Here is a 22,798-nt window from a genome sequence, read left to right as displayed (position 1 = left end):
TCATTTTCTATGCTGCTAAGTGAAACTTAGCAAGTTGCTCTTTATATTTTAAAGGAGTCAGCCAACCCAGAGCGGCATGTCTCCTTTGCCGATTATAATAAACCTCTATGTACTCAAAGATAATTTGCTTAGCCGCGTCTCTATTCTTAAAATGGTAAAAGTTGGTGCATTCGCATTTAAGACAGCTGAAAAAATTCTCTGCACAAGCATTGTCATAAGGATTGCCCTTGCGACTCATGCTCTGCTGGATATCATAGGTCTCCAGTAAAGCCCTGAATCTCTTGGAACAGTACTGGCTCCCTCTATCAGAGTGAAATATAAGGCCTGATCTGGGTGTTTCTCTTCGTATTGCCATCTGCATGGCTTTGATTACAAGTCCTTTGGTCATTCGTTTGCTCATTGCATAGCCGACAACATCCTTTGTGCACAGATCCTTAACGATGGCGGTATAGAGCCATCCTTTGTCAGTCCAGTGATACGTTATATCTCCGACCCATACCGTATTTGGTGTTGCAACATCAAATTCCTGGTTTAATAGATTCGGTGCAACAGGTAGATTATGATTACTGTTAGTCGTGGCTATCCACTTCTTCTTGCGTTTAGACTTAATATTATGCTCTTTCATCAGTCTATGGACAGTCCCACGGCTGCAAGGTATTGATTCTTTAACCTCAGTCCAAATAGGGTCTACACCCCACATAGGATACTTTCTATGGGTTTCTTTAATGACAGCAAGGATCTTCTTATGCTTGGTTGCTCTGGCTGATGGTGGCCTATCTCTCCAGTCGTAGTACCCGCTCCGGGACACACCTAATAAATCGCACATTTTCTCCACAGAATGCCCGGAGGCATGAGTTTTGATGAATGCATATTTCTCACTGGGTGTAGGTGATTCTATGGTTTTATGAAAATGGCTACGGACTTTTTTAGCACTTCAACAGTTTCCTTTGCGTCCGAAAGTTCTTTTTTGAGTTCTTTGTTTTGTGCTTCTAGTTCGGCAATTCTCTTGGCAACCGAATCTTCCGGCTCAGTGCTTAATTTTACCCATCTTCTTATGGCTGGCTGAGAAACACCAAGATCCTTGGCCACTGCACTTATGGGGCGCCCCTTCTCAACCACCATATTAACAGCATGAGCCTTAAACTCTTCATCGTATCTGTTATTTGTCTTACTCACAATCAACATCCTCTCGTGATTTAATTATACGATCACGGTCTGGTGTCCGTCAAAGTGAGCATGACTCAGTTGTAGGTTGTAATGTTGATTTCTTGACCGAAGAAACCTTGACGTACATTTTCTTTTCCTAAGATTTTTGCAAACTTTAGCAGTAGAGAGCCAGAACCGCAAGCGGGGTCATATACCTTGTTGACTTCAGTTTTTCCTACTAAAGTTAGATGGGTAAGGAGTTCAGAAACCTCCTGTGGCGTATAGTATTCACCACCACTTTTTCCTGCATTGGATGCATACATACCCATTAAGAATTCATAAGCATCACCGAATGCATCTATAGTATTGTCTTTGTAATCTCCCAGCTTCATTTCTCCAACAGAATTCAATAGCTTAACCAGCTTTTCATTACGCTTTCCTACAGTATTTCCTAGCTTATTGCTGTTAACATCAATATCGTCAAACAGGCCTTTGAAATTATCTTCACTCTCTGTTCCTTGGGCAGATGCCTCTATATTACTGAAAATCTGTTCCAGTGTTTCATTTAAGTTTTCATCGTCCTTTGCACGAGCTCGGACATTTTCAAAAAGCTCGCTAGGTAAGATAAAGAAGCCTTTTGTCTTAACTAAATCCTGTCGTGCCTGTTCTGCTTCTTCGTCGGATAACTTAGCATAATCAAATTCCGTATTGCCAGCTTCCCATTCTCCGGCGTTAATATAGGCAGTAATATTTTCAGATATGTAGCGATAAAACAGCATGCCTAGAACATATTGTTTAAAGTCCCATCCATCTACACTGCCTCTTAAATCATTTGCCATATTCCATATCGTGCGGTGTAATTCCGCCCGTTCCTGTTCTTTTCTGTTGTTACTCATACATCTACTTCCTTTCTTCAACCATATTAGGCACTAATTCCATGATATCTTTAAAATCAACGCCAAGTGCCGTACAAACCTTTACAAGAACGTCCATACTGACATATTCGTTTTTAGAAAGCTTTGAAATTGACGATGGACTTATTCCCGCAGCAGCTTGTAAATCTTTCTTCTTCATATCGCGGTCTATCAACAATTTCCAAAGCTTTTTATAGCTAACGGTCATCTTGGTCACCTCTTTATATATGTTTTTTCCATCATAGCACATTTTCTTCAAAAATAACATGATAATTCTGTGTTTGTGAAGTAATTTTACAATGTTAATAAAGATAATGATTGTTGTGTATGCCTTTATTTTTGATTTTTATTTAAATAAATACTTTTAGACAAAAATGTCTGTAAGTTATTTGTAAAACCAAAGGCAAAGTTATAACATTAATCCTTCTTAAACTAAATATCACTTCCGCTCAAATTTGAGCAAAAGCATAAGCATTACAGCAGTCTTTACCGGAAAAAAGACAGGCTGTTTTTTTATTTTAAGGGTTCGAATCAATAGAATTCTTCGCTTATGGATGAGGAAGAAAAATATTTTTAGAAAATCCTCAACTAATGTGCCCTACCGTGGCTATAAGGTGAGAGGAAAAATAATCCCCCAATTAAAGCATAGTTTTTCTCTCACTGCTCCTTGACAACTGAATACCCCGAAATGCAAGAGATACTTCAAGCAGAATATGCCATGACGATAATTCCGAGCGTATTCTTTGAAAGATAACGAGGTTGTGTCCAACAAGGCAAACTCTCTGGAACAGTAGCGTTTTGGGTTATTTATAACAGGCAAGGAGGTGAAATAACTGAAACCACAATATGATAACTTGCCACAGATACTCAAAAGTAAGCCACAGTTTTGCTGTTGGAAATATGAAGAGCGAAGTGGTAGAAAAACCAAAGTTCCCTATAACCCAGTAACAAGAAAAAGGGCAAAAGCAGATCAGCGGAGTACATTTTTAGATTTTAGTTCGGCAGCAGCTGCTATAAGTGATTATGACGATATCGGATTTTTGGTAGGTAATGACATCTGTGTTATCGACTTAGATGATTGCTTTGACAGTGGTGATAAGCTTAAGCCTATTGCCCAAATTGTTGTAGATGTTTTTAGTGGTTGCTATATGGAACACAGTCCATCTGGGAAAGGGTTGCATATTTTCTTTAAGGCCACCGGCTATGGTTTTGACAAAACAAAATACTATATCAACAACAGAAAGCTGGGAGTTGAGGTCTATGTGGCTAGAGCAACAAACCGCTTTGTTACCGTAACAGGCAATGTATTTGTAGATGGTGATATACCGGAGAAATCGAATGAGCTTCAGATGATACTAGACAAGTATATGCTACGTCCTACCCCTGTGAAGCAACTACTGGATACAGAAAGCCAATCCTATCTGTCCGACAAGTCTGTTATTGAGAAGGCTTTAAAATCGGCAAACGGAGAAAGGTTCAAAGCATTATGGCAGGGAGATACATCTGGTTATGCTTCTGCCAGTGAAGCTGATTTGGCACTTTGCGGTATGCTGGCATTTTGGTGTGGCAGGGATATTGGGCAGATGGACAGACTTTTCCGAAAAAGCGGCCTAATGCGGGATAAATGGAATAGACCACAGTCCGGCAGTACTTATGGAATGATAACCATAGAAAAAGCTATCGCAAATGCTACTGAAATATACAAACCAGGTGGTAAGCGTTCATCAGCTACAGAGGATTTTGGTGAATGTTCTCTTACTGGCTTTAAGCCTGAGAGTAACGATCGCTACCCTTGGACGGATATTGGGGCAAGCAGGCTGTTTGCTGATTATTATAAATCTTTTGCCCGCTTTGTTCCTGAAAGGAAGATGTGGTTTTGCTACGAGAATGGCATTTGGATTCCTGATGTCGGTAATCTAAAAGTAATGGAAATGTGTAAATCATTGGCTAATCAACTGCTAACCTATGCTTTGACTATTCAGGATGAACATCAAAGAAAGGCATACATTGACTATTGCCGAAAGTGGCAGTCAAGAAGATACAGGGAAACGGTGCTTAAGGATGCACAGAGCGTATATCCCATATCAATGGCTGAATTTGACCAAGGCCCGCAGATGTTCAACTGTTCCAATGGCACATTGTTTTTAATATCTATGGATTTTCATCCCCACAACAACGAGGACAGACTTACAAAGATATCTGGTGTTAAATATGACCCAGAAGCAAAAAGTGAGCGATGGGATAGATTTATTCATGAGATTATGAGCGGAGATGAGGAAAAGGCAAAATTCCTCCAAAAAGCCTTTGGCTACAGTATCAGCGGAGACACTCGGTATGAATGCCTGTTTGTTCTCTACGGTGCTACAACTCGAAACGGTAAAGGTACGCTATGTGAGAGCATTCTTAAGGTATTAGGCAGTTATGGCTGTACCGCAAGGCCAGAGACTATCAGTCTGAAAAAGAACAATAACAGTTCAAGTCCAAGTGAAGATATTGCCCGGCTTGCAGGAGTACGCTATGTAAATATCTCCGAACCTAGCAGAGGACTTGTCCTAAATGCTGCACAGGTAAAAAGCATGACGGGTGGTGACACCATCAACGCAAGGTTTCTACATGAGAATTCTTTTGACTTTTCGCCAAAGTTTAAGCTATATATCAACACCAATTATCTGCCCGTTATTACGGATATGACGCTGTTTTCCAGTGGCAGAGTGGTGATTATCCCTTTTGAACGACACTTTGATGAAAGCGAGCAGGATAAAAACCTAAAACGTGAATTCGCCAAATCGAAGAATCAGAGTGCTATCCTTAACTGGCTAATTGAAGGCTATCAGCTGTTAAAGAAGGAAGGCTTTACTTTACCTGATTCTGTTAAGACAGCAACGGAGGCTTATAAACGTGACAGCGACAAAATAGCATTATTTTTCGAGGATGCCTTGGAGGAAAGTCCCAACAGTGAGGTGCGCACATCCGAAGTGTATGCCCGGTATCAGCGTTGGTGCAGTGCCAATGGATGTTATTCGGAGAATGCAAGAAACTTCAAACAAGCCTTAACAGCTATCGCCCGTGTAGAACGGAAACGACCACGTTCTGGTGGTGGAATGACCACAATGCTTATCGGATATAAGCTGACAGAAGAAGAATTTCTTCTTATTTAAACACAGTGTAGCAGCTTGTAGCAAGAAAAACAGGTTATATAAAAAAACGCTCTCGTATAGAGAGTTTAGTTTTTACCTGCTACATCTTGCTACAAAGCTTAAAACCACTGGATATGACTCCATGTGTTAATACCTGCCCCTAGGGGAGGTCAAATCTCCACATCTGTTTATTTGTGTAACGGGCGTGGGGCAACGCGTAAAAAAACGCGGTTTCAAACAGGGTATATACCCCACAATCAATTTAAATTTAGGAGGTAAAGGATTATGGCAACTTCAACAACTTATAATAGAGCGTTTTGGAATGTTATGAAAGGAAAAGAAGAAAATAATCAAAATCTAAGCGAGGGCTTTGATAATGCAGGAGCCTATGTCGCACCAGACGAGTTCAGAGAAGGCTTTAACACTGCTTTGGCAAAGGAGAATATATTCCGCAGATTTGCTACTGTTATCAATCTATCTTCTGCAGAAGGTAAAATTCAAGCGGTATCCTCAACGGGTACAGCAGATTGGGTTGAAGACGGGGATCCAATCCCCGAAAGCGCCGATACATTTACACAGTTTCTAGTGAAATCATACAAGCTGGCATCTCTTGTCAAGCTAAACCGCTCATTCGTCACCGATATGAACTTTAATCTTGAAAAGTATCTGATGAGTGATTTTGCGAAGCGTTTTGGCAAGGCTGAGGAAAATGCATTACTTAATGGAAATGGCACAACACAGCCAACAGGTATCCTTACAGCAGATGCAGATGTAACTACAGCAGATAGTGCTACCATCTCTTTTGACGAGATTATCTCTCTGTATTTTTCATTAAAAGATGAATACCGAAATAACGCTGTGTTTATCATGCACGATAATACAGCTATGCTTCTTAGAACCCTTAAGGATACAAGCGGCAGTTATCTGTGGAATCCTTCAGATAACACCATCTTCGGAAAGCCTGTAGTTACCTCTCCATATATGCCTACAGTATCAGCAGGAGCAAAAAGCATTGTATTTGGAGATTTATCATACTACTGGCTGATTGAGCGTCAACCAATAACGATAAAAAAATTAAGTGAGTTATATGCATTGCAGGGGCAAATTGGCTTTTCTGCTTACGAGAGATTGGATGGCAAGCTAATTCAACCGGATGCTCTGAAAATATTACAATTAAAAGCTTAAATAATGGATAAGGCACTGGGTCATCAATTCGGCTCAGTGCCAGTTCCTTCAAAACATCGGACAGGAGGTCACGATATGGAAAACCAAATTAGCAGCCGCACAACCAAATCCGATATCGGAGGTACGGTCTATGTGGTGGAATCACGAATAAGTGTTTCAGCAAAGGAAAGTGCATATTCCAAGCTGAAACGACTGATTACGGTCAACGCAAAAAGCCTTTCAAAGTTATCAGATAGTTCAAATAAATCCACGGAAATCAACTCGACTTCTTCAAGGTAGTACGGTAATATACATAGTGCTAAACCGCTTGAAGACTGTCGGAAATGGAGGAGAAAAATGAATAGACAGTCAACATTTAGCACTATACGTAAATCAACATTAGCATTTGAAGAAGCGAAAATTACTGCTTTGTACTGCAGGCTTTCACGTGATGATGAGCTTGCAGGAGACAGCAACAGCATAGTAAACCAGAAGACAATTCTAAAAAAATATGCTGAGGACAACGGTTTTCGCAACATCGAATTTTATGTGGATGATGGGGTCAGCGGTACAACTTTTGATAGACCAGACTTTAACCGCATGATTGCAGATGTAGAGTCCGGTAGAATTGGAACGATTATCATTAAGGATATGTCCCGCTTCGGCAGGGATTACCTCAAAGTAGGATATTATACCGAGATTATGTTTCCTGAATCAGATGTACGATTCATTGCTATTAACAACGGTATTGATAGTGCAAACCAAGCAGACAGTGACTTTACACCGTTTCTTAACATTATTAATGAATGGTATGCTAAGGATACTAGCAAGAAAATCCGTGCTGTGTTCAAATCCAAGGGACAGTCCGGTAAGCCACTCTGCACCAATCCGCCTTACGGTTATATTAAAGACCCTAAAGACAAGTTGCACTGGATTATAGATGAGAAAGCCGCCGAGGTGGTCAGAGATATTTTCCGACTGTGCATGGCTGGCTTTGGACCCACGCAGATAGCAAAGCAACTTGAAAAGCGATGCATTGATACACCTACGGTTCATCTTCGCAAAATGGGTATTAACACTCCAGCAAGACCACCAGAAAACCCATATGCTTGGTCGGCTCGTACCGTAGCAGATATTTTGGCTAAAATGGAATATCTAGGTCACACGGTGAATTTCAAGACTTCTAAAAAGTCCTACAAGAGCAAAGTCAAGATATTGAACAATCCAGAAGAATGGCTGGTTTTCAAAAATACCCATGAAGCAATTATTGATAAGGGTACTTGGGAAACAGTGCAGAAAATCAGAGATGGCAAGCGAAGACCATCACGATTAGGTGAAATGGGAATGCTCTCTGGCATGATGTTTTGTGCCGACTGTGGAGCAAAGCTGTATCAGGTTAGAGGCAAGGGATGGACACACGATAAGGAATATTTCGTTTGTGCGACTTACCGCAAGAAAAAGGGTATGTGCAGTTCACATCAGATACGCAATGTTGTAGTGGAACAGCTTTTGTTAGAAGACTTAAGACGTGTAACCTCCTTTGCCAAAGACCATGAACAGGAATTCATCCGTATAGTTATGAATAATTCTGAAAAGGAACTTGCCAAAGAACTCCGCCAAAGTCAAAAGGAGTACGAACAAGCACAGACTCGCATTGCTGACATAGACAAAATCATTCGAAAGCTATATGAGGACAATGTGATGGGCAAAATTCCCGAAGAGCGTTTTTACAAGATGTCGGCTGAATATGAAGCCGAGCAGAAGGCACTGGAAGAAAGGATAACCAAATTAAAGCATACCATTGATACAGCAAATGAACAGTTCCTCAATACCGACCGCTTTTTGGCACTGGTTAAAAAGTACACAGAAATTACAGAATTGGATGCAGAGATTATTAGAGAGTTCATCGACAAAATTATAGTATTCAAGGCTGAAAAGATAGATGGCCGCAGAACCCAGCGGATTCAGATTTTTTATAACTGCATTGGTGCTATCGACTTACCAAAATAAACGAAAAAACGGCATAGCCGAATTTCAACGACTATGCCGAATTTTTTAGGAATTATAAATCCCTGTGTGACCGCTCCAAAAGGGGTGTTTTTTTATTGATATAGGTCTAAGAGCAGGCCTTCAATTTTATCTATTCGGGCCACAATGGATAGGTTTTCTGACTGATCACTTAACAGTTCCATTGTAAGCTGTTCAATTTCTTTATCTATGATTTCAATTCGGGTATATAGGGTGCTGTAATCAACACTTCTTTCCTTCTTTAAAATATAGTAGTTTCTAAGAATGTAGGACAGATATTCTTTAATTATATTTTTGTACTCATTTATATGGGTTTGGGTTTGCTGGTTTTTTAGCCTGTTGCCGGCGGTTTTTATTTTATCGATCATTTTACGCAGTTGGTATTTACTGTGTTGATGATTGGCCATATCCATACTGCTGGAAAAAGATTTACTGCTTTTACGCTTTATCTTTGCGTTTTCGTGCCATAAAATACTTTTGTTGTCGCTGCCTGAAATTTTCACTACAAATTACCCCTTCTGCCCTTTAACTGCCGGTACTGCCAAATCCCCCTTGGCCCCGTTCGGTATCACTGATTTCGTCACATTCTACTATTTCAATGTCAGGTAGCCGGTGTATAATGGCCTGTGCTATCCTGTCTCCGGTCTGGAAGGATACCGGTTTAGTGCCGGAATTATACAGCAGTACCACCACTTCGCCCCGGTAGTCGGAATCAACTACACCCACGGCATTGCTTAAGGTTATACCATATCTTTTGGCATTGCCACTGCGTGGGTATAAAAGCATGACATAACCCGGAGGAAATTCAAAAGCTAAACCGGTGGGCACAGGACGGTGTTCACCTGCCTCTATGGTAAAGCTTTCGACACAGTGAAGGTCGAAGCCGGCACTTTCTGCCGTAGCTCGCTTTGGCATTTCAGCATTCTTGTGTAATTTCTTTATTTTAAGGGTAATGCCTTTAAAGACGAAGTAGTCACACTCCCTAAAGGGATACAATGCCTCATCCCGGGCTATTTTTACTTCTTGTATTTCGCATTTGTAGTCGCCGCGGATTATTTCTTCACCGTATTTGCAGCGGTTACAGGTCTGTTTCAACCCCATAGACACTCCTTATTAATCGGCCATGCCTGCTGGCACAGCCAGGTATTTACGCCCATAAAAAACTCGGCTTGCCTTGCTCTTTCAATGGCCTTACCCTTTGCCACTGTAAATACTGGGGCTTAGCCTTGGGCTGTAATTTATTATTATTTTTTGTACTAAGTGCTATTATTTCGACGGATAAGCTGTTCTCCCTTTAAAAAGTTTTACTAATGTCGGTGTAATAGACAATTCCCACCGTTCCGGGGCCAACGTGTAGACCTATCACCGGTCCGATGGAAAATACATCCACTGAAATGCCCAAATGTTGCTCAATTTCCCTGGCTATTCTATTGCCTTCGGCTTCGTTATTGATATGGTGTACCACAACTTCACCCAAACCCTTTTGTTTTACGTCCTGGTAAAAAATATTCAATATGTTTTGTATGGCTCTGCTTTGGGTTCTCACCTTATCAACAAGGGCGGTTTTTCCGTCCGTAACTGTTAAAATTGGTCGAATTTGTAGAATAGAACCAAGTAATGCGGCAGCCCCGCCAATGCGTCCGCCCTTTTTTAAGTAAGTTAAGGTTTCGGGTACAAAGAGAAACCTGCTGTTCTCTATAACTTTTTTGGCGCTGTTTAATACCTGCCCCATGGGCAATCCTTTTTTGGCTGCCTTGGCTGCCGCCAGCGCTGCAAATCCCAATTGCATGCTGTTTGAACGGGAGTCTACCAATTCTATTTCGGCCTCGGGGTACTTTTCTAATAGTTGTTTTTTAGCCATTTGGGCAGTGGAGTAGGTCCCACTCATATCGGAAGAAAGAAATACCCCTACCACTGCGTTTTTTTGCAAAATATGTTTTTCAAAGGTATCGTAAAGGTCTTGGGGACTTGGCTGAGACGAAGTCGGTATGTTAGCACTGGCTGCCATTTTCTTATAAAATACTTCATTATCTATTTGATCTTCTAGAAAGCTTTCGTTTTCAAAGTGTACACTTAAAGAGACCATTGAAATATCGAATTGCTCCCTTAATTTAACGGGTATGTAGGACGTACTGTCTGTAACCACTTTTATAGCCACTGTTAAGACACCTCACATGATATGGAATAATTTATATAATATCATATCATGGGGATAAAAATAATAGCAAAGCATTGTATTAACGGTACTGTTTATGTTATCTTAAAAAAAACTTTAAAGTGATGTTTGTTAGACCGGCGGTCAATGATTGGAGGTTTTGTTATTTGAGTAGATTATACAGGGTTGCTATTGTTGGTTACGGAAATATTGGGCGCTTTGCTCTGCAGGCCCTTGAAGCTGCTCCGGATATGGAATTGGCAGGGGTGGTAAGAAGATCTGCTTCCATCAGTTCTGGGCTTCCGAAGGAGTTAATTGGGGTGCCTGTGGTTAGTTCTATCAAAGAGCTCGGCCAAGTGGATGTTGCCATTTTATCTACCCCTAGCCGGATGGTGGCCCAGTATGCCAAAGAAATACTGTCCCTGGGCATTAACACTGTGGACAGTTTTGATATTCACGGGGACAAGCTCTTGGAGCTGAGAAGTGAGTTAAATGATGTGGCCATGCGGCACAAGAGTGTGGCCATTATATCCGCAGGTTGGGATCCCGGTACCGATTCGATGATTAGAAGCATTTTTCAGTTTATGACTCCCCGGGGTATTACCTATACAAACTTTGGTCCCGGAATGAGTATGGGGCACTCGGTGGCAGTCAAAGCCATTGAAGGGGTGAAAAATGCCCTTTCAATGACTATACCGCTGGGAACCGGTGTGCACAGAAGAATGGTCTATGTTGAATTGGAAACCGGGGCCGACTTTCATCAAGTTAAGCAGGCTATTTTGCAGGATCCTTATTTTGTAAAGGATGAAACCCATGTTATAGAGGTGCCGGATGTAGAGCAGCTCATTGATATGGGCCACGGTGTGCTTATTGAGCGCAAGGGTGTTTCCGGCCGGACCCAAAACCAGCAGCTAAAGTTTGAGATGCGTATTAACAACCCGGCTCTCACCTCCCAGGTGATGGTGGCAGCCGCCCGGGCCACCTTAAAACAGCAACCCGGGGCATATACAATGCTGGAAGTACCCATTATAGACTTTATGTACGGCGAAAGGGAACAAATAATAAAAGGCTTAGTATAATTTATACGCTGCAAACCTTAATGGCGGCTGCCTGCAATATCATATGTTGGCTAAGGGGTAGCCCAACAGTATAGCGGCTATAAATTGAAGTCTGAAAGCCTGCCAATAGGTTATTGTTTTCAAATTAAACAAATCCGGCATTGTTGTATTCCAAAGATATTTAAGCAAGAGGGCGCCTAAGATTAAACCAATCAATGTAAGAAAATAACCAAGGGTAAGAAATAAACTAAGGGCGTCCAAGATCTACCAACTCCCTTAGCTGCTTTTTACTATGGTTTCTTTAGCTTTATCACAAATCCTTCTTATAAGCGGGATAAATTGCCAATTTTATATAAAGGCTGACATGCAAGGCTGCACCGGTTTATGGTGCAGCCTTTTTATTGTGGTTTTTACTTAGATGAAATGAGTGCCTTCCCTAATGTGAAATTTTTCTAAAAGTGATTTAATTAATATACTAGCCAGATATTATGCCACAACTATTATTAGGAGGTATTAAAATGGGAACGAGAGCGTATTTAATGGTTACTGTGAAAGACGAGGTCAACCAGGCTCAGTTTGTCAACATTCTGCGTGAACTTGAGGAAATGAGGGAAATTGACTTTGTAGATCCGGTGGTGGGCAGTTGGGACATAGTAATTATGATTGAAGCTCCTGTTACTGTGGATGCGGTGGCCGCAAAAATAAAAAGTCAGCCATGGGTGGATAAACTTGAAACACTAAAGATTGTCAGCCTCTTTGAAAGACATCGGGGTTCTAAAAAAGAACTGCTGGCCTCAATGCGCCACGAAGGGGTTTAGCCATATGACGACCGGGAATAGTTTATTAAAAGATAATGGCGGCAAGAACCCCTTTGCGGTTATTGATAATATAGTTCGGCGCAATAACTATGATAAGGGTGCTGCTATTGTAATATTGCAGCAGGTTCAATCCACCTATGGCTATGTTTCGCCCGCTATGATTGAAAGAATTGCTCAACTTACAGGGATTCAACCCAGTGAACTTTACAGCATTGTCACCTTTTACTCACAGTTTCGCACTGAACCGGTGGGTGAAAATATTATTCAAGTGTGCCACGGCACTGCATGCCACCTGGCAGGAGCCGAGAGAATTTCTGAGGCCATAGAAAATGAAACCGGTGCAGCGGATGGACAGACCAGTGCCGACGGCAAGTTTACAGTGGAAAATGTGGCGTGTTTAGGCTGCTGCAGCCACGGTCCGGTGGTGACAATTAATGATGAAACATATGCCAAAGTGACACCGGAAAGTGCACGGAAACTGGTAAGGGAAAAAAGACAAGGTTGCCGGTGCAAGGATAATTCAACCGGCCAAAGCTGCTCACAGGAAGGAAGTGAGGCCAGTGTCTAAACCATCAGCAGCCACCGTGGTAAATGTAGGTATGGCCAGTTGTGGCATTGCTGCAGGGGCACAAAAGGTATACGATGCCCTGCAGCAGGCTTTAAAGGATTTGCCGGTGGAGCTGGGCATCAGCGGATGTATGGGAATGTGCTACAACGAACCCTTGGTGGAGGTGCGCACTGCCGAGGGTAGGCGATTTATCTATGCCAAGGTAGAACCAAAGCAGGTGGAAAGAATTGTTCAAGAGCATCTGATAGAGAACCGGCCCATTGAGGAATGGCTTGCTTACGGTGATGGCATAGAAACCCCAGACTCGGCTTTTATTGATAAGCAGCAGAGAATAATTCTAAAAAATTGTGGTGTAATTAACCCTGAGAGTATCGACAGCTACTTAGAAGTTGACGGTTATAAAGCAATAGAGAAAGCCATCAAGATCATGACACCGGAACAGGTTATAGAAGAAATCACCCATTCAGGCCTTAGGGGAAGGGGGGGCGGGGGGTTTCCCACCGGTGTTAAGTGGTCCTTTGCCTTTAAGTCCCCCGGCAGGGTGAAGTACGTGGTTTGCAACGCCGATGAGGGTGACCCCGGCGCCTTTATGGATCGAAGTATATTGGAGAGCAGTCCCCACAGCGTGCTGGAGGGGATGATGCTGGCAGGTTATGCCATAGGGGCCCAGGCCGGATATATTTATGTGCGGGCGGAGTACCCCTTGGCCATTAAACGCCTTAAAAAAGCAATTGAACAGGCAAAAGAAAAGAACTTTTTGGGTGAAAACATTTTAGGCAGCAATTTTAGCTTTGACATAATAATTAGGGAAGGTGCCGGAGCCTTTGTGTGCGGTGAAGAAACGGCCCTTATTCGGTCAGTGGAAGGTAAAAGGGGTATGCCCCGCATCCGGCCGCCTTTTCCTGCACAGTCGGGTTTGTGGGGAAAACCAACCACTATTAATAACGTGGAAACCTTTGCCAACGTACCCTGGATTATTTTACACGGCGCAGAGGCCTTTAACCAATTTGGCACTGAAAACAGCAAAGGAACAAAGGTTTTCGCCTTGGCAGGAAATATTGTCCGCGGTGGGCTCATTGAAGTGCCCATGGGTATCACCATTAAGGAAATTGTACACGACATAGGCGGCGGCCTGGCTTCGGGGGGTAAGTTAAAGGCAGTGCAAACCGGCGGGCCTTCCGGCGGCTGTATACCCGCCAGCCTTGCTGACACCCCAATGGATTATGAATCTTTAAAGAAGATTGGGGCAATCATGGGTTCCGGCGGCATGTTAATAATGGATGAATCGGTGTGCATGGTGGATGTGGCAAAATTCTTCTTGAAATTTACCCAAGAAGAATCCTGTGGTAAATGCACCTTTTGCCGGGTGGGCACCCGACAAATGCTCAACATTTTAGAGCGTATCACCAATGGTGAAGGCAAAGAGGGAGATATTGAGTTGCTGGAGGATATGGCCCAAAAAATAAGCGCCGGGTCCCTGTGCGGACTGGGGCAAACTGCGCCTAATCCTGTTTTAACCACCATCAAATATTTCCGGGATGAATACCAGGCTCACATTGTTGATAAGGCATGCCCGGCTAAAAAATGTAAGGCACTGATTAGTTATCATATAATGCCGGAGGCTTGTAAAGGCTGTTTGCGTTGCAGCAGAGAGTGTCCGGTGGGGGCGATAACCGGTGAAAAGAAACAGCCCCATGTTATCGACCAGCAAAAGTGTGTGCGCTGCGGCCTGTGCTTCAGTGTATGTAAATTCAAGTCTATAACAGTAACCACCGGAAAGGAGAGGGGGGAGGCAAATAATGTCTAAGGTAAATATTACTATAGACGGAAGACAGATAGTTGCAGAAGAGGGTAGTAATTTGCTGGAAGTGGCCAGGCAAAATGGATTTGATATTCCATCCCTTTGCCATGACCCCCGCCTAGAACCTTTTGGTGCTTGCCGTCAGTGTATTGTAGAAATTGAAGGGGCCCGGGGGTTAGTGCAGGCCTGTGGGGCTAAGGTACAGCAGGGTATGGTTGTAACCACTGACAGTGAAAGAATCAGGGCCATTCGCAAATTAGGTTTAGAGCTGCTGCTTACAGAACACAGCGGCGACTGCATTGCCCCCTGTCAGTTGGCATGTCCTGCGGAGATAGATATTCAAGGATTTGTGGCCCATATTGCCAACGGACAGACAAAGGAGGCGGCCAGACTAATCAGAGAAAAGCTGCCGCTGCCCTCGGCTGTGGGAAAGGTATGTCCTGCCTTTTGTGAAAAGGAATGCCGGAGAAATCTGGTGGACAGCCCGGTGGCCATCTGCTCCTTAAAGAGGTTTGCCGGAGACTATGAATTAAACAAGGATCAATATTTTGTACCGGAGCCTAAGCCCGATACCGGTAAGCGGGTGGCGGTGGTGGGCGGTGGCCCTGCCGGTTTATCTGCCGCTTACTACCTGGCATTGGAAGGCCACAGGGTGAGTATTTTTGAAGCGGCACCCAAGCTGGGGGGCATGATGCGCTATGGAATACCGGAATATCGCCTATCTAAGGAATTGTTAGATAAGGAAATACAGGTAATTACCAACCTTTGTGAAAATGTTTTTTATAACAAGGAGCTGGGCAGGGATTTTAATTTGACCCAGTTAAAACAGTGGGGTTTTGACGCTGTTTTTGTTGGTGTAGGCAGTTGGGCAAATCAAAGCCTGCGTCTGCCCGGAGAAGAGCTGGCAGGGGTATACTCGGGCATCGGGTTTTTATGGGAAGTTGCCAACCATAATCCCCTGGAAATCGGAGATAGGGTAGTTGTAATTGGGGGCGGCAACACTGCCATGGATGCTGCCAGAACCTCTGTTAGATTGGGGGCCAAAGAGGTGACGGTGGTTTACCGCCGTTCCAGAGAAGAAATGCCTGCCAACCCCCACGAGATAGAGCAGGCCGATGAAGAGGGTGTAAATTTTGAATTATTAACGGCCCCTTTGGGTTTTGTGGGAGAAGAGGGCCGTGTTACAGCTATCCGCTGTATAAAAATGCAGTTGGGTGAACCTGATAGTTCCGGTAGACGTCGTCCGGTACCCATAGAGGGTTCGGAATTTGATATTCCGGTGGACACCGTTATCACTGCCACCGGACAAAGGTTAAAGGCAGATTGTTTAGATGCCAGTACGGAATTAACCCTAACTGACCGGGGAAACATTAATGTGAACGACAAAACCTTGCAGAGCCATACCCCGTGGGTATTTGCCGGGGGCGACTGTGTTACCGGCCCTGCAACGGTGGTGCAGGCAGTGGCTGCCGGACGTAAAGCGGCCAACTCTATCCACCTGTACCTGTCAGGCCGGCCTGTGGCGGCCCCGGAAAAACCCTTTAATTGTACCCGTGGCCGCTTGGATGAGCTGGATCCGGCAGAGTTTGCAGACAGAGAAAAAATTGTGCGTACCCCAATGCCCACGGTGGAACCGGAGATAAGAAAAGATTCCTTTAAGGAATTTGAGCTGGGCTTTACCGAGGAACTGGCGTTGAGGGAGGCAGAGCGGTGCTTATCCTGTGGCTGTTTAGATGTCTTTACCTGTAAGCTGCGTGAGTATGCCACCGCCCTAAAGGTGCAAGCGGATATACTGGGCTTCGGTAAAAAAGAATATCCTGTGTTTGCCGATCACCCTAACATCATAAGGGACCCCAATAAGTGTGTACTTTGCGGCAACTGTGTGCGCATTTGTCAAGAGGTTGAGGGGGCAGGGGTGCTAGGTTTTATTAACAGGGGATCTGAAACGGTGGTAATGCCTTCAATGGGAGTCCGCCTATCAGACACCAATTGCAGGCGCTGTGGGCAGTGTGTAAATATTTGCCCCACCGGAGCATTAAGCTATAATACATCCCTGCCAAAGCCCGGTCCATGGCGCACTGAAAAGGTGCAATCGGTATGCCCCCACTGCAGCATCGGATGTAACTTAGAGTTAAATGTTGTGGGTGACCAAATAATAAATGTCACTGCGGCCATTGATTCCGATACTGTAAATGAAGGCAGTTTGTGCCAAAAAGGTACCTTTGGATGTGTAAGTGCCGGTGAAAAGGCAGAAAGGCTCTTTACCCCCTGGGTGGCCAGTGAAGGGCTGTTAAAAGAAAACAACTGGCAGCAAGCCATTGATGCAGCGGGCCAAATAATAAAAGATATCCGCAGCGGTGGTATGGATAAGATGGCTGTGGTTATTTCCCCAAATCTTACCAATGAGGAAAACTATCTGGCCTATAAGTTGGGGCGCATGGTGTTAGGAACTGACAAAATATACAGTAGCGCTGCTGTGCCCACCTTAGATTATAGGGGGCAAAAACCCACCTTTAGGGATTTAATGAACAGCGATCTCATTGTATTGTTTGATGAGGATTCTTTAAATAAGTATCCCATTGCCAGGCAGAAAATTAAAAAGGCAGTGTCCAGGGGCAGTAAATTAGTAATTGTCAGCCCCCGGGTCACGGAACTGGATAGTATTGCAAGTCTGGCCCTGAAGGTGAGAGGGGATAAAAGAGCCCTGCTGCTAAAGTCCTTTGTGAAGTATGTTTTACAGTATAATTTAGTTGTTGATAAAGCTTATACTGAGTTTGGCCAACTGATAAATGAACTGGAAAATGAACTCAGCGAGGACTTTTATGACCTGGTGCAGCATTTCAGAATCAAGGCTGATAAAATTATTGAAGCAATTCACCTATATATTAGGGCTAAAAATGCGGTGCTGGTGGTGGATGGCCAGGGTGCAGGGCCTGACCTGCTTAAGATGATGGAAGCTTTGGCGCTAATTACGGGTAACCTGGGCCGGCAAGAAAGGGGCATCATAAGTCTATACCCCCATGCCAACATCCAAGGTCAGTTGGATTTGGGCATTAAGGTGACAGTCCATGATTATAAGGATTTGATCAATGGGCTTAAAGCCGGTGATTTCAAGGGACTGCTTGTTGTGGATGACGGCAGCGGCATTGACAGTCAATTACTTCAACAGGGCGTAAAAACAATAGTTATTACCCCTCTTATGCAGCAGGGATTATATGCCGACGTTATTCTACCCGGCTCTGCCTTTGGTGAAACCGGCGGCACCTATACCAACTGTGAAGGTAAAATACAGCCTGTGCAGCGGGCATTGTCGCCTGTTGCGGGCCTAGAAACCTGGCAAATATTGCTGGAGTTGGCAAAAAACTTGGGTTATGAAATGAATTATCAGCAAGGCAGTGACATCTACCGTGAAATGATTAAAAGGTTAATATAAAATTACAGGAGGGTGGACCTGGGTCCACCCTTTTTTTCGTCACCACTTTCGCTACAACAAAGCACAGGCAAAATCAAGATATAAAAAATACATAATTTAATTGACTTTTATAAGTGGCAATTATATACTCAATTTATAAGTATCGGTTTTATACTGTTTAAGTGTATAATCCCTAGCATAATGAGGTGATATGATGGATAATATATCAATCTTGCTGGCGGATGATCACGTTGTAGTTAGAGAAAGTATTCGCAAATTACTGGAGGAAGACGAAACACTAAAAGTTGTGGCAGAAGCCGGTGATGGTGAAAGTGCAGTGCAATTGGCCTGTGACCTACAACCGCAAGTGGTTGTAATAGATATTGACATGCCTAAGCTTAACGGTATTGAGGCGGCCAGAAAAATTAAAGGCACGTGCCCCAATACTGCCATACTGATATTGACGGCCTATGATTATGAGCAATATATACTGGCCATGCTGGAGGCAGGGGCAACGGGCTACCTCTTAAAGGATGTTTGCGGCAGAGATCTTGTTAATGGCATTCATGCCGTTGCCCGGGGAGAGCCGGTGATGCATCCCATGGTGGCCATTAAGGTGATGAAGAATCTAAGTCAGCGGGGTAGTCAACAATCCAGTGAAGCTGAGCCTCTCACCGGGAGAGAAAAGGAAGTTCTGTGGTTGGCTGCCATTGGGCTTAAAAACAAGCAAATTGCTAAAAGACTTTATGTAAGCGTGCGCACAATTGAAGCCCATTTGGGAAATATATTTTCAAAGCTGGGGGTATCTTCCCGCACGGAAGCAGTGTTGGCGGCCATTGAGAATGACCTCATAGATGTGGAAGAATTAAAGGGTGCCCGGGTGAAAATATCTATCAATTAGTGTTTGCGGAAGGGGTGATAACACTTGTTGATACTTCACAAAAACAAATCAAATACTAAAAGGGTAGCCTGTTTGTGCAACTTAGGGCACTCCAAAGGACTCAGCTCATGCCGGGCTGACGATGCAGCATTAAAAGAAGTAAATGTGCAGAGAATTAACGAAGACCTACGATTTTATCTAAAGCAAATAACCCTGGCCAGGGAAGAAGAGCGGCTTAGTATAGCCCGGGAGCTTCATGACAGTACCATACAGTCTCTCATTGCCATACTCCATCAAACCGAAAGGTTTTTAGAAAAAAATAAACACTTCGATATGTCCTCCACAAGGTTTTTGCTGCAGTTAATGGAGCAAATCAAGGCAGTTATTCAAGATGTCCGCCAACTCAGTTCCAATCTACGCCCCTCTATTTTAGATCACCTTGGCCTCATACCGTCTTTGGAGTACATCATTGATAAGTTTACCAAAAACTATAACATAGAAATAAATCTTATGGTTACGGGCAGGCAGCTTAGGTTTCAAAATGAGGTTGAAGTAAGCATTTTTAGGATTGTGCAGGAGGCATTACAAAATGTTGTGAAGCACTCCAAAGCCACTAAAGTTGAAGTGAAATTTAAATTTGACAATAAAATAACCAAACTGTTTATTGAGGACAATGGTGTTGGCATAGAGAATATATCATCAATCGATGAGCTGCCCCGCTTAGGCAAACTGGGACTGGCTGGCATGTGTGAGAGGGTTGAGCTCTTCGGAGGAGAATTGGTTATTGACAGTACCTTGGGAAAGGGGACAAAAATTTCCGTTGCAATTCCGGTAGAGGGAAATATCTAAATATAAGGATAAAGACCGATGACCGACAAAAGTCGGTTATTTTTTTGCATTGGTTTGCAGAAATAAGGCATATGTCAAAAAACGGTACACTTTTTGTAACTGTCAGCAAAAAAATTAAAAAAATTATTAACTTAGGCAGGAAAAATTTAAATGAAAGTGTAATACCTTATACTGCGATAAAAATTTTTTCAGTTTATTGAATTAAAGAGTTAGGGAGGGAAAATGATTAAAGAAATAAGTAGTAAAATTCGCACTATTCGACATCAGCAAAACCTTACTCTAAAAGACTTAAGTGAGAAAACCGGCTTATCGGTAAGTTTTCTGTCCCAGGTAGAGAGGGGAACTTCGATGTTGGCAATCACATCGTTGAAAAAAATTGCTGATGCCTTAAATGTTCCTATTACCAGCTTTTTTGACAGTCATGTTAATCAAAATTTTATTGTCAAAGCTGAAGAACACAAACCCTTTCGCATTGAGGGTTATAATGCGCAATATACCAGACTAAGTGGCGAATTTAGCGGTCGTTTAATGGAACCAATGTTGGTAATACTGGAGCCTGGGAAGACACACCATTCTACATTAAGTCATCCCGGCGAAGAATTTTATTATGTTTTAGAAGGTGCAGTGGTTTTTAATGTGGACGGTCAAGAAAGTTTAGTAAATAAAGGTGACTCTATACATTTTCCATCGGAACTTCCCCATTATTGGCGCAATCCTACGGATGAAGAGGCGGTGGTCTTGTGTGTAGTGACACCGGTGATTTTTTAAATACTTACTTAACAGTGAATAATAATAAACATTAACAAAAAAGAAAGGTGGTTCTTATGCGGGTTGCAACAGACATTGGTGGAACCTTTACGGACTTGGTTGCCATCAATAAGGAAGGCAAAATTACAATAGCAAAAAGCCACACTACCCCGCCTAATTTTGAGCAGGGCGTAATTGATGTTATTAAAAAAAGTGGTACCAATGCTAAAGAAATTGAAACTTTTATTCATGGAACAACGGTGATTATTAATGCCCTTACAGAACGTAAGGGTGTTAAAACGGGGTTGATTACAACCAAGGGATTCCGCGATGTTTTGGAGATTGCCAGGGGTAATCGGCCGGACCTTTTTAATGTGCGCTATCAAAAACCGGCTCCTTTTATACCCCGTTACCTACGTCTTGAGGTGGAGGAAAGGTTGAACTACAAGGGAGAAGTGCTGACTCCTTTAAAGACAGAACAAATAGCACCGATTATTGAATACTTTAAGAAAGAAAAGGTTGAAGCCATTGCCGTGGCTTTTCTTCATGCTTATGCCAACCCTGACCATGAGAAAGAGACCGTTAAAGTAATTAAAGAATTGTGGCCGGAGGTGGCGGTTACTGCTTCCCATGAGGTAACCAAGGAATGGCGTGAGTATGAGCGCACCAGCACCTGTGTGTTAAACTCCTACGTTAAGCCCATTGCCTCTTCCTATATCGACAGGCTGGAGTCCAGGCTTACAGATATGGGTGTTGAGGGACATAAATATATCATGCAGTCAAACGGTGGCACCACCACCTTTGAGCAAGCTAAGGTAACACCCATTAACATGGTTGAATCCGGCCCGGTGGCAGGTGTTTTTGGAGCAGCTGTGCTAGGACAAGTCATCGGGGAGAAAAACATTATTGCCTTTGATATCGGTGGAACCACTGCTAAATGCTCCCTGATTGATGACGGCGAAGTGAAGGTTACCACTGAATATCATATTGAAAAGACTGAACTTACCGCCGGCTACCCCATTAAGGTACCTGTGGTGGACATTGTGGAAATAGGTAACGGCGGGGGTTCCATTGCTTGGATTGACGAGGCCGGTTCCTTGAAGGTAGGGCCGCAGTCCGCAGGAGCTGTGCCAGGACCGGTGGCCTATGGCCTTGGCGGTACAGAACCCACAACCACCGATGCCAACCTGGTTGCAGGTAGATTATCGGCAAAGAACTTTGACAATGAAGTGGACCTAGACAATGTTAAAAAGTCCATTGAAGAAAAGGTTGCCAAACATTTCAATATTTCTGTTGATGAAGCGGCCCTGGGCATTATTCGCATTGCCAACTCTAATATGCTAAACGCCTTAAAACTGATTTCCGTTAGAAGGGGTTATGACCCGCGGGAATTTGCCTTGGTGGCATTTGGCGGCGGCGGACCAATGCACGCAACTGCTTTGGCCAAAGAGTTGGGTGTTAAGAAGGTAATTGTTCCGGTGGCCGGTCCTGTGTTCTCGGCCTGGGGCATGTTAATGACTGACCTGCGCAGCGATTCTGTACAAACTTATATTAGACGCTGCGGCGAAATTAATTTTGCAGAGATAAATCAAGAATGGGCTAAGATGGAAACAGAGGCCACAAATCAATATCATAACCAGGGAGTCAGCGCTGACAGGGTGATATTCACAAGATTTGCCGATATGCGCTACTTAGGACAGGAACATACTGTTAAGGTGCCCGTGCCCAACGGCGAGTGGAATGAAGAGGCCATTGAAGAGGTAATCCGCCGCTTCCACCACTTACATGAGCAGAACTATACATTTAAGTTAGAAGGCGCCCAAACAGAGATTGTAAACTTGCACCTGGTGGCCTATGGAAGGGTACAAAAACCGGAAATGCATCGGATTGAAAGTGAAGCTGCCAACATTGAAGATGCTGTGAAGGAAGTGAGACCTGTTTTATTTGAAGAACAGGGTTGGCTTGATACTAAGGTATATGCCCGAGAAAAAATGGTTCCGGAGGTACTGGTTGAAGGGCCGGCCATTGTGGAGGAACAATCAGCCTCTACCATCATTTATCCCGGACAGTCTTTGATTGTAGATGAATATGGCAATTTGATTATCAATACGGGGGTGTAGA

19 protein-coding genes and 1 pseudogene are annotated in these 22,798 nt (G+C 43.4%); 13 read left to right on the top strand and 7 right to left on the bottom strand.

The window, feature by feature from the left end; all coding sequences use genetic code 11:
* Positions 1–7 precede the first annotated feature (7 nt).
* From BR02_RS0105030 to BR02_RS0105015, 4 genes and pseudogenes are all read right to left on the bottom strand, one after another.
* Entirely contained in the window at positions 8–898 is an 891-nt protein-coding gene (locus BR02_RS0105030; protein WP_114638798.1) for an IS3 family transposase, read from the bottom strand.
* Positions 895–1,176 (bottom strand): transposase, encoded by a 282-nt coding sequence (locus BR02_RS0105025; RefSeq protein WP_051688137.1) that lies wholly within the window; start codon positions 1,174–1,176, stop codon positions 895–897. The genes BR02_RS0105030 and BR02_RS0105025 overlap by 4 nt, the downstream gene beginning before the upstream one ends.
* Positions 1,177–1,244: 68 nt before the next feature.
* A pseudogene (locus BR02_RS0105020) lies at positions 1,245–2,042 on the bottom strand (type I restriction-modification system subunit M); the annotation flags it as partial.
* Between the two features lie 4 nt (positions 2,043–2,046).
* On the bottom strand, positions 2,047–2,268 hold the full coding sequence (locus BR02_RS0105015; protein ID WP_024822623.1) for a helix-turn-helix domain-containing protein: 222 nt from the start codon (positions 2,266–2,268) through the stop codon (positions 2,047–2,049).
* 646 nt (positions 2,269–2,914) lie between these two features.
* Here BR02_RS0105015 and BR02_RS0105010 point away from each other — a divergent pair.
* The 4 genes from BR02_RS0105010 to BR02_RS0104995 all read left to right on the top strand — a co-directional run bounded on the left by BR02_RS0105010 (position 2,915) and on the right by BR02_RS0104995 (position 8,371).
* A complete protein-coding gene (locus BR02_RS0105010; RefSeq protein ID WP_031514811.1) occupies positions 2,915–5,218 on the top strand; it encodes a phage/plasmid primase, P4 family in 2,304 nt (767 codons plus the stop codon).
* A gap of 264 nt (positions 5,219–5,482) precedes the next feature.
* Complete coding sequence (locus BR02_RS0105005) at positions 5,483–6,382, top strand: phage major capsid protein (RefSeq protein WP_031514809.1); 900 nt, start codon at positions 5,483–5,485, stop codon at positions 6,380–6,382.
* 75 nt (positions 6,383–6,457) lie between these two features.
* The gene (locus BR02_RS0105000; RefSeq protein ID WP_031514807.1) at positions 6,458–6,661 is read left to right on the top strand and encodes a transposon-encoded TnpW family protein; all 204 of its coding nucleotides are present in this window, start codon (positions 6,458–6,460) and stop codon (positions 6,659–6,661) included.
* A 57-nt stretch (positions 6,662–6,718) separates the two neighbouring features.
* Positions 6,719–8,371, top strand: coding sequence for a recombinase family protein (locus BR02_RS0104995; protein ID WP_031514805.1), 1,653 nt, complete (start codon positions 6,719–6,721; stop codon positions 8,369–8,371).
* A gap of 92 nt (positions 8,372–8,463) precedes the next feature.
* Here the strand turns inward: BR02_RS0104995 and BR02_RS0104990 are convergent, their stop codons facing one another.
* From BR02_RS0104990 to BR02_RS0104980, 3 genes are all read right to left on the bottom strand, one after another.
* A complete protein-coding gene (locus tag BR02_RS0104990; protein WP_051688136.1) occupies positions 8,464–8,892 on the bottom strand; it encodes a YaaR family protein in 429 nt (142 codons plus the stop codon).
* Between the two features lie 22 nt (positions 8,893–8,914).
* Complete coding sequence (gene dut, locus BR02_RS0104985; RefSeq protein ID WP_051688135.1) at positions 8,915–9,490, bottom strand: dUTP diphosphatase; 576 nt, start codon at positions 9,488–9,490, stop codon at positions 8,915–8,917.
* Between the two features lie 193 nt (positions 9,491–9,683).
* Positions 9,684–10,547, bottom strand: a complete 864-nt coding sequence (locus BR02_RS0104980; protein ID WP_031514800.1) for a DegV family protein — start codon at positions 10,545–10,547, stop codon at positions 9,684–9,686.
* Between the two features lie 164 nt (positions 10,548–10,711).
* Here BR02_RS0104980 and BR02_RS0104975 point away from each other — a divergent pair, with 164 nt between their 5' ends.
* The 9 genes from BR02_RS0104975 to BR02_RS0104925 all read left to right on the top strand — a co-directional run bounded on the left by BR02_RS0104975 (position 10,712) and on the right by BR02_RS0104925 (position 22,797).
* Positions 10,712–11,623 carry a diaminopimelate dehydrogenase gene (locus BR02_RS0104975; protein ID WP_031514798.1) on the top strand — a complete coding sequence of 304 codons (912 nt, stop codon included), beginning with the start codon at positions 10,712–10,714 and terminating at the stop codon, positions 11,621–11,623.
* Positions 11,624–12,120: 497 nt separating this feature from the next.
* Positions 12,121–12,420: a hypothetical protein gene (locus BR02_RS0104965; protein ID WP_031514794.1), complete on the top strand. Its 300-nt coding sequence runs from the start codon at positions 12,121–12,123 to the stop codon at positions 12,418–12,420.
* A 4-nt stretch (positions 12,421–12,424) separates the two neighbouring features.
* Positions 12,425–12,988 (top strand): NADH-quinone oxidoreductase subunit NuoE, encoded by a 564-nt coding sequence (gene nuoE / locus BR02_RS14340; protein WP_051688133.1) that lies wholly within the window; start codon positions 12,425–12,427, stop codon positions 12,986–12,988.
* Positions 12,989–13,019: 31 nt separating this feature from the next.
* A complete protein-coding gene (gene nuoF / locus BR02_RS0104955) occupies positions 13,020–14,795 on the top strand; it encodes an NADH-quinone oxidoreductase subunit NuoF (protein ID WP_034638907.1) in 1,776 nt (591 codons plus the stop codon).
* Positions 14,788–18,222, top strand: a complete 3,435-nt coding sequence (locus BR02_RS0104950; protein ID WP_031514788.1) for an FAD-dependent oxidoreductase — start codon at positions 14,788–14,790, stop codon at positions 18,220–18,222. The genes nuoF and BR02_RS0104950 overlap by 8 nt, the downstream gene beginning before the upstream one ends.
* A gap of 193 nt (positions 18,223–18,415) precedes the next feature.
* The gene (locus BR02_RS0104945; protein WP_031514786.1) at positions 18,416–19,102 is read left to right on the top strand and encodes a response regulator transcription factor; all 687 of its coding nucleotides are present in this window, start codon (positions 18,416–18,418) and stop codon (positions 19,100–19,102) included.
* Positions 19,103–19,126: 24 nt separating this feature from the next.
* Positions 19,127–19,930, top strand: coding sequence for a sensor histidine kinase (locus BR02_RS0104940; RefSeq protein WP_051688132.1), 804 nt, complete (start codon positions 19,127–19,129; stop codon positions 19,928–19,930).
* 222 nt (positions 19,931–20,152) lie between these two features.
* On the top strand, positions 20,153–20,698 hold the full coding sequence (locus BR02_RS0104930) for a helix-turn-helix domain-containing protein (RefSeq protein WP_034638870.1): 546 nt from the start codon (positions 20,153–20,155) through the stop codon (positions 20,696–20,698).
* 56 nt (positions 20,699–20,754) lie between these two features.
* Positions 20,755–22,797, top strand: coding sequence for a hydantoinase/oxoprolinase family protein (locus tag BR02_RS0104925; RefSeq protein ID WP_031514780.1), 2,043 nt, complete (start codon positions 20,755–20,757; stop codon positions 22,795–22,797).
* Position 22,798 lies beyond the last annotated feature (1 nt).

This window comes from Desulfofalx alkaliphila DSM 12257, from assembly GCF_000711975.1.
Classification (GTDB): Bacteria; Bacillota; Desulfotomaculia; order Desulfotomaculales; family Desulfohalotomaculaceae; genus Desulfofalx; species Desulfofalx alkaliphila.
This window is presented reverse-complemented; position numbering and strand designations above follow the sequence as displayed.

What these genes read in the sequence shown, in the direction of transcription:
- BR02_RS0105015 (WP_024822623.1), bottom strand. Translation starts at nt 2,268, where the DNA reads ATGACCGTTAGCTATAAAAAGCTTTGGAAATTGTTGATAGACCGCGAT.
- BR02_RS0105005 (WP_031514809.1), top strand. Translation starts at nt 5,483, where the DNA reads ATGGCAACTTCAACAACTTATAATAGAGCGTTTTGGAATGTTATGAAA.
- BR02_RS0105000 (WP_031514807.1), top strand. Translation starts at nt 6,458, where the DNA reads ATGGAAAACCAAATTAGCAGCCGCACAACCAAATCCGATATCGGAGGT.
- BR02_RS0104995 (WP_031514805.1), top strand. Translation starts at nt 6,719, where the DNA reads ATGAATAGACAGTCAACATTTAGCACTATACGTAAATCAACATTAGCA.
- dut (WP_051688135.1), bottom strand. Translation starts at nt 9,490, where the DNA reads ATGGGGTTGAAACAGACCTGTAACCGCTGCAAATACGGTGAAGAAATA.
- BR02_RS0104965 (WP_031514794.1), top strand. Translation starts at nt 12,121, where the DNA reads ATGGGAACGAGAGCGTATTTAATGGTTACTGTGAAAGACGAGGTCAAC.
- nuoE (WP_051688133.1), top strand. Translation starts at nt 12,425, where the DNA reads ATGACGACCGGGAATAGTTTATTAAAAGATAATGGCGGCAAGAACCCC.
- nuoF (WP_034638907.1), top strand. Translation starts at nt 13,020, where the DNA reads ATGGCCAGTTGTGGCATTGCTGCAGGGGCACAAAAGGTATACGATGCC.
- BR02_RS0104950 (WP_031514788.1), top strand. Translation starts at nt 14,788, where the DNA reads ATGTCTAAGGTAAATATTACTATAGACGGAAGACAGATAGTTGCAGAA.
- BR02_RS0104945 (WP_031514786.1), top strand. Translation starts at nt 18,416, where the DNA reads ATGGATAATATATCAATCTTGCTGGCGGATGATCACGTTGTAGTTAGA.
- BR02_RS0104930 (WP_034638870.1), top strand. Translation starts at nt 20,153, where the DNA reads ATGATTAAAGAAATAAGTAGTAAAATTCGCACTATTCGACATCAGCAA.
- BR02_RS0104925 (WP_031514780.1), top strand. Translation starts at nt 20,755, where the DNA reads ATGCGGGTTGCAACAGACATTGGTGGAACCTTTACGGACTTGGTTGCC.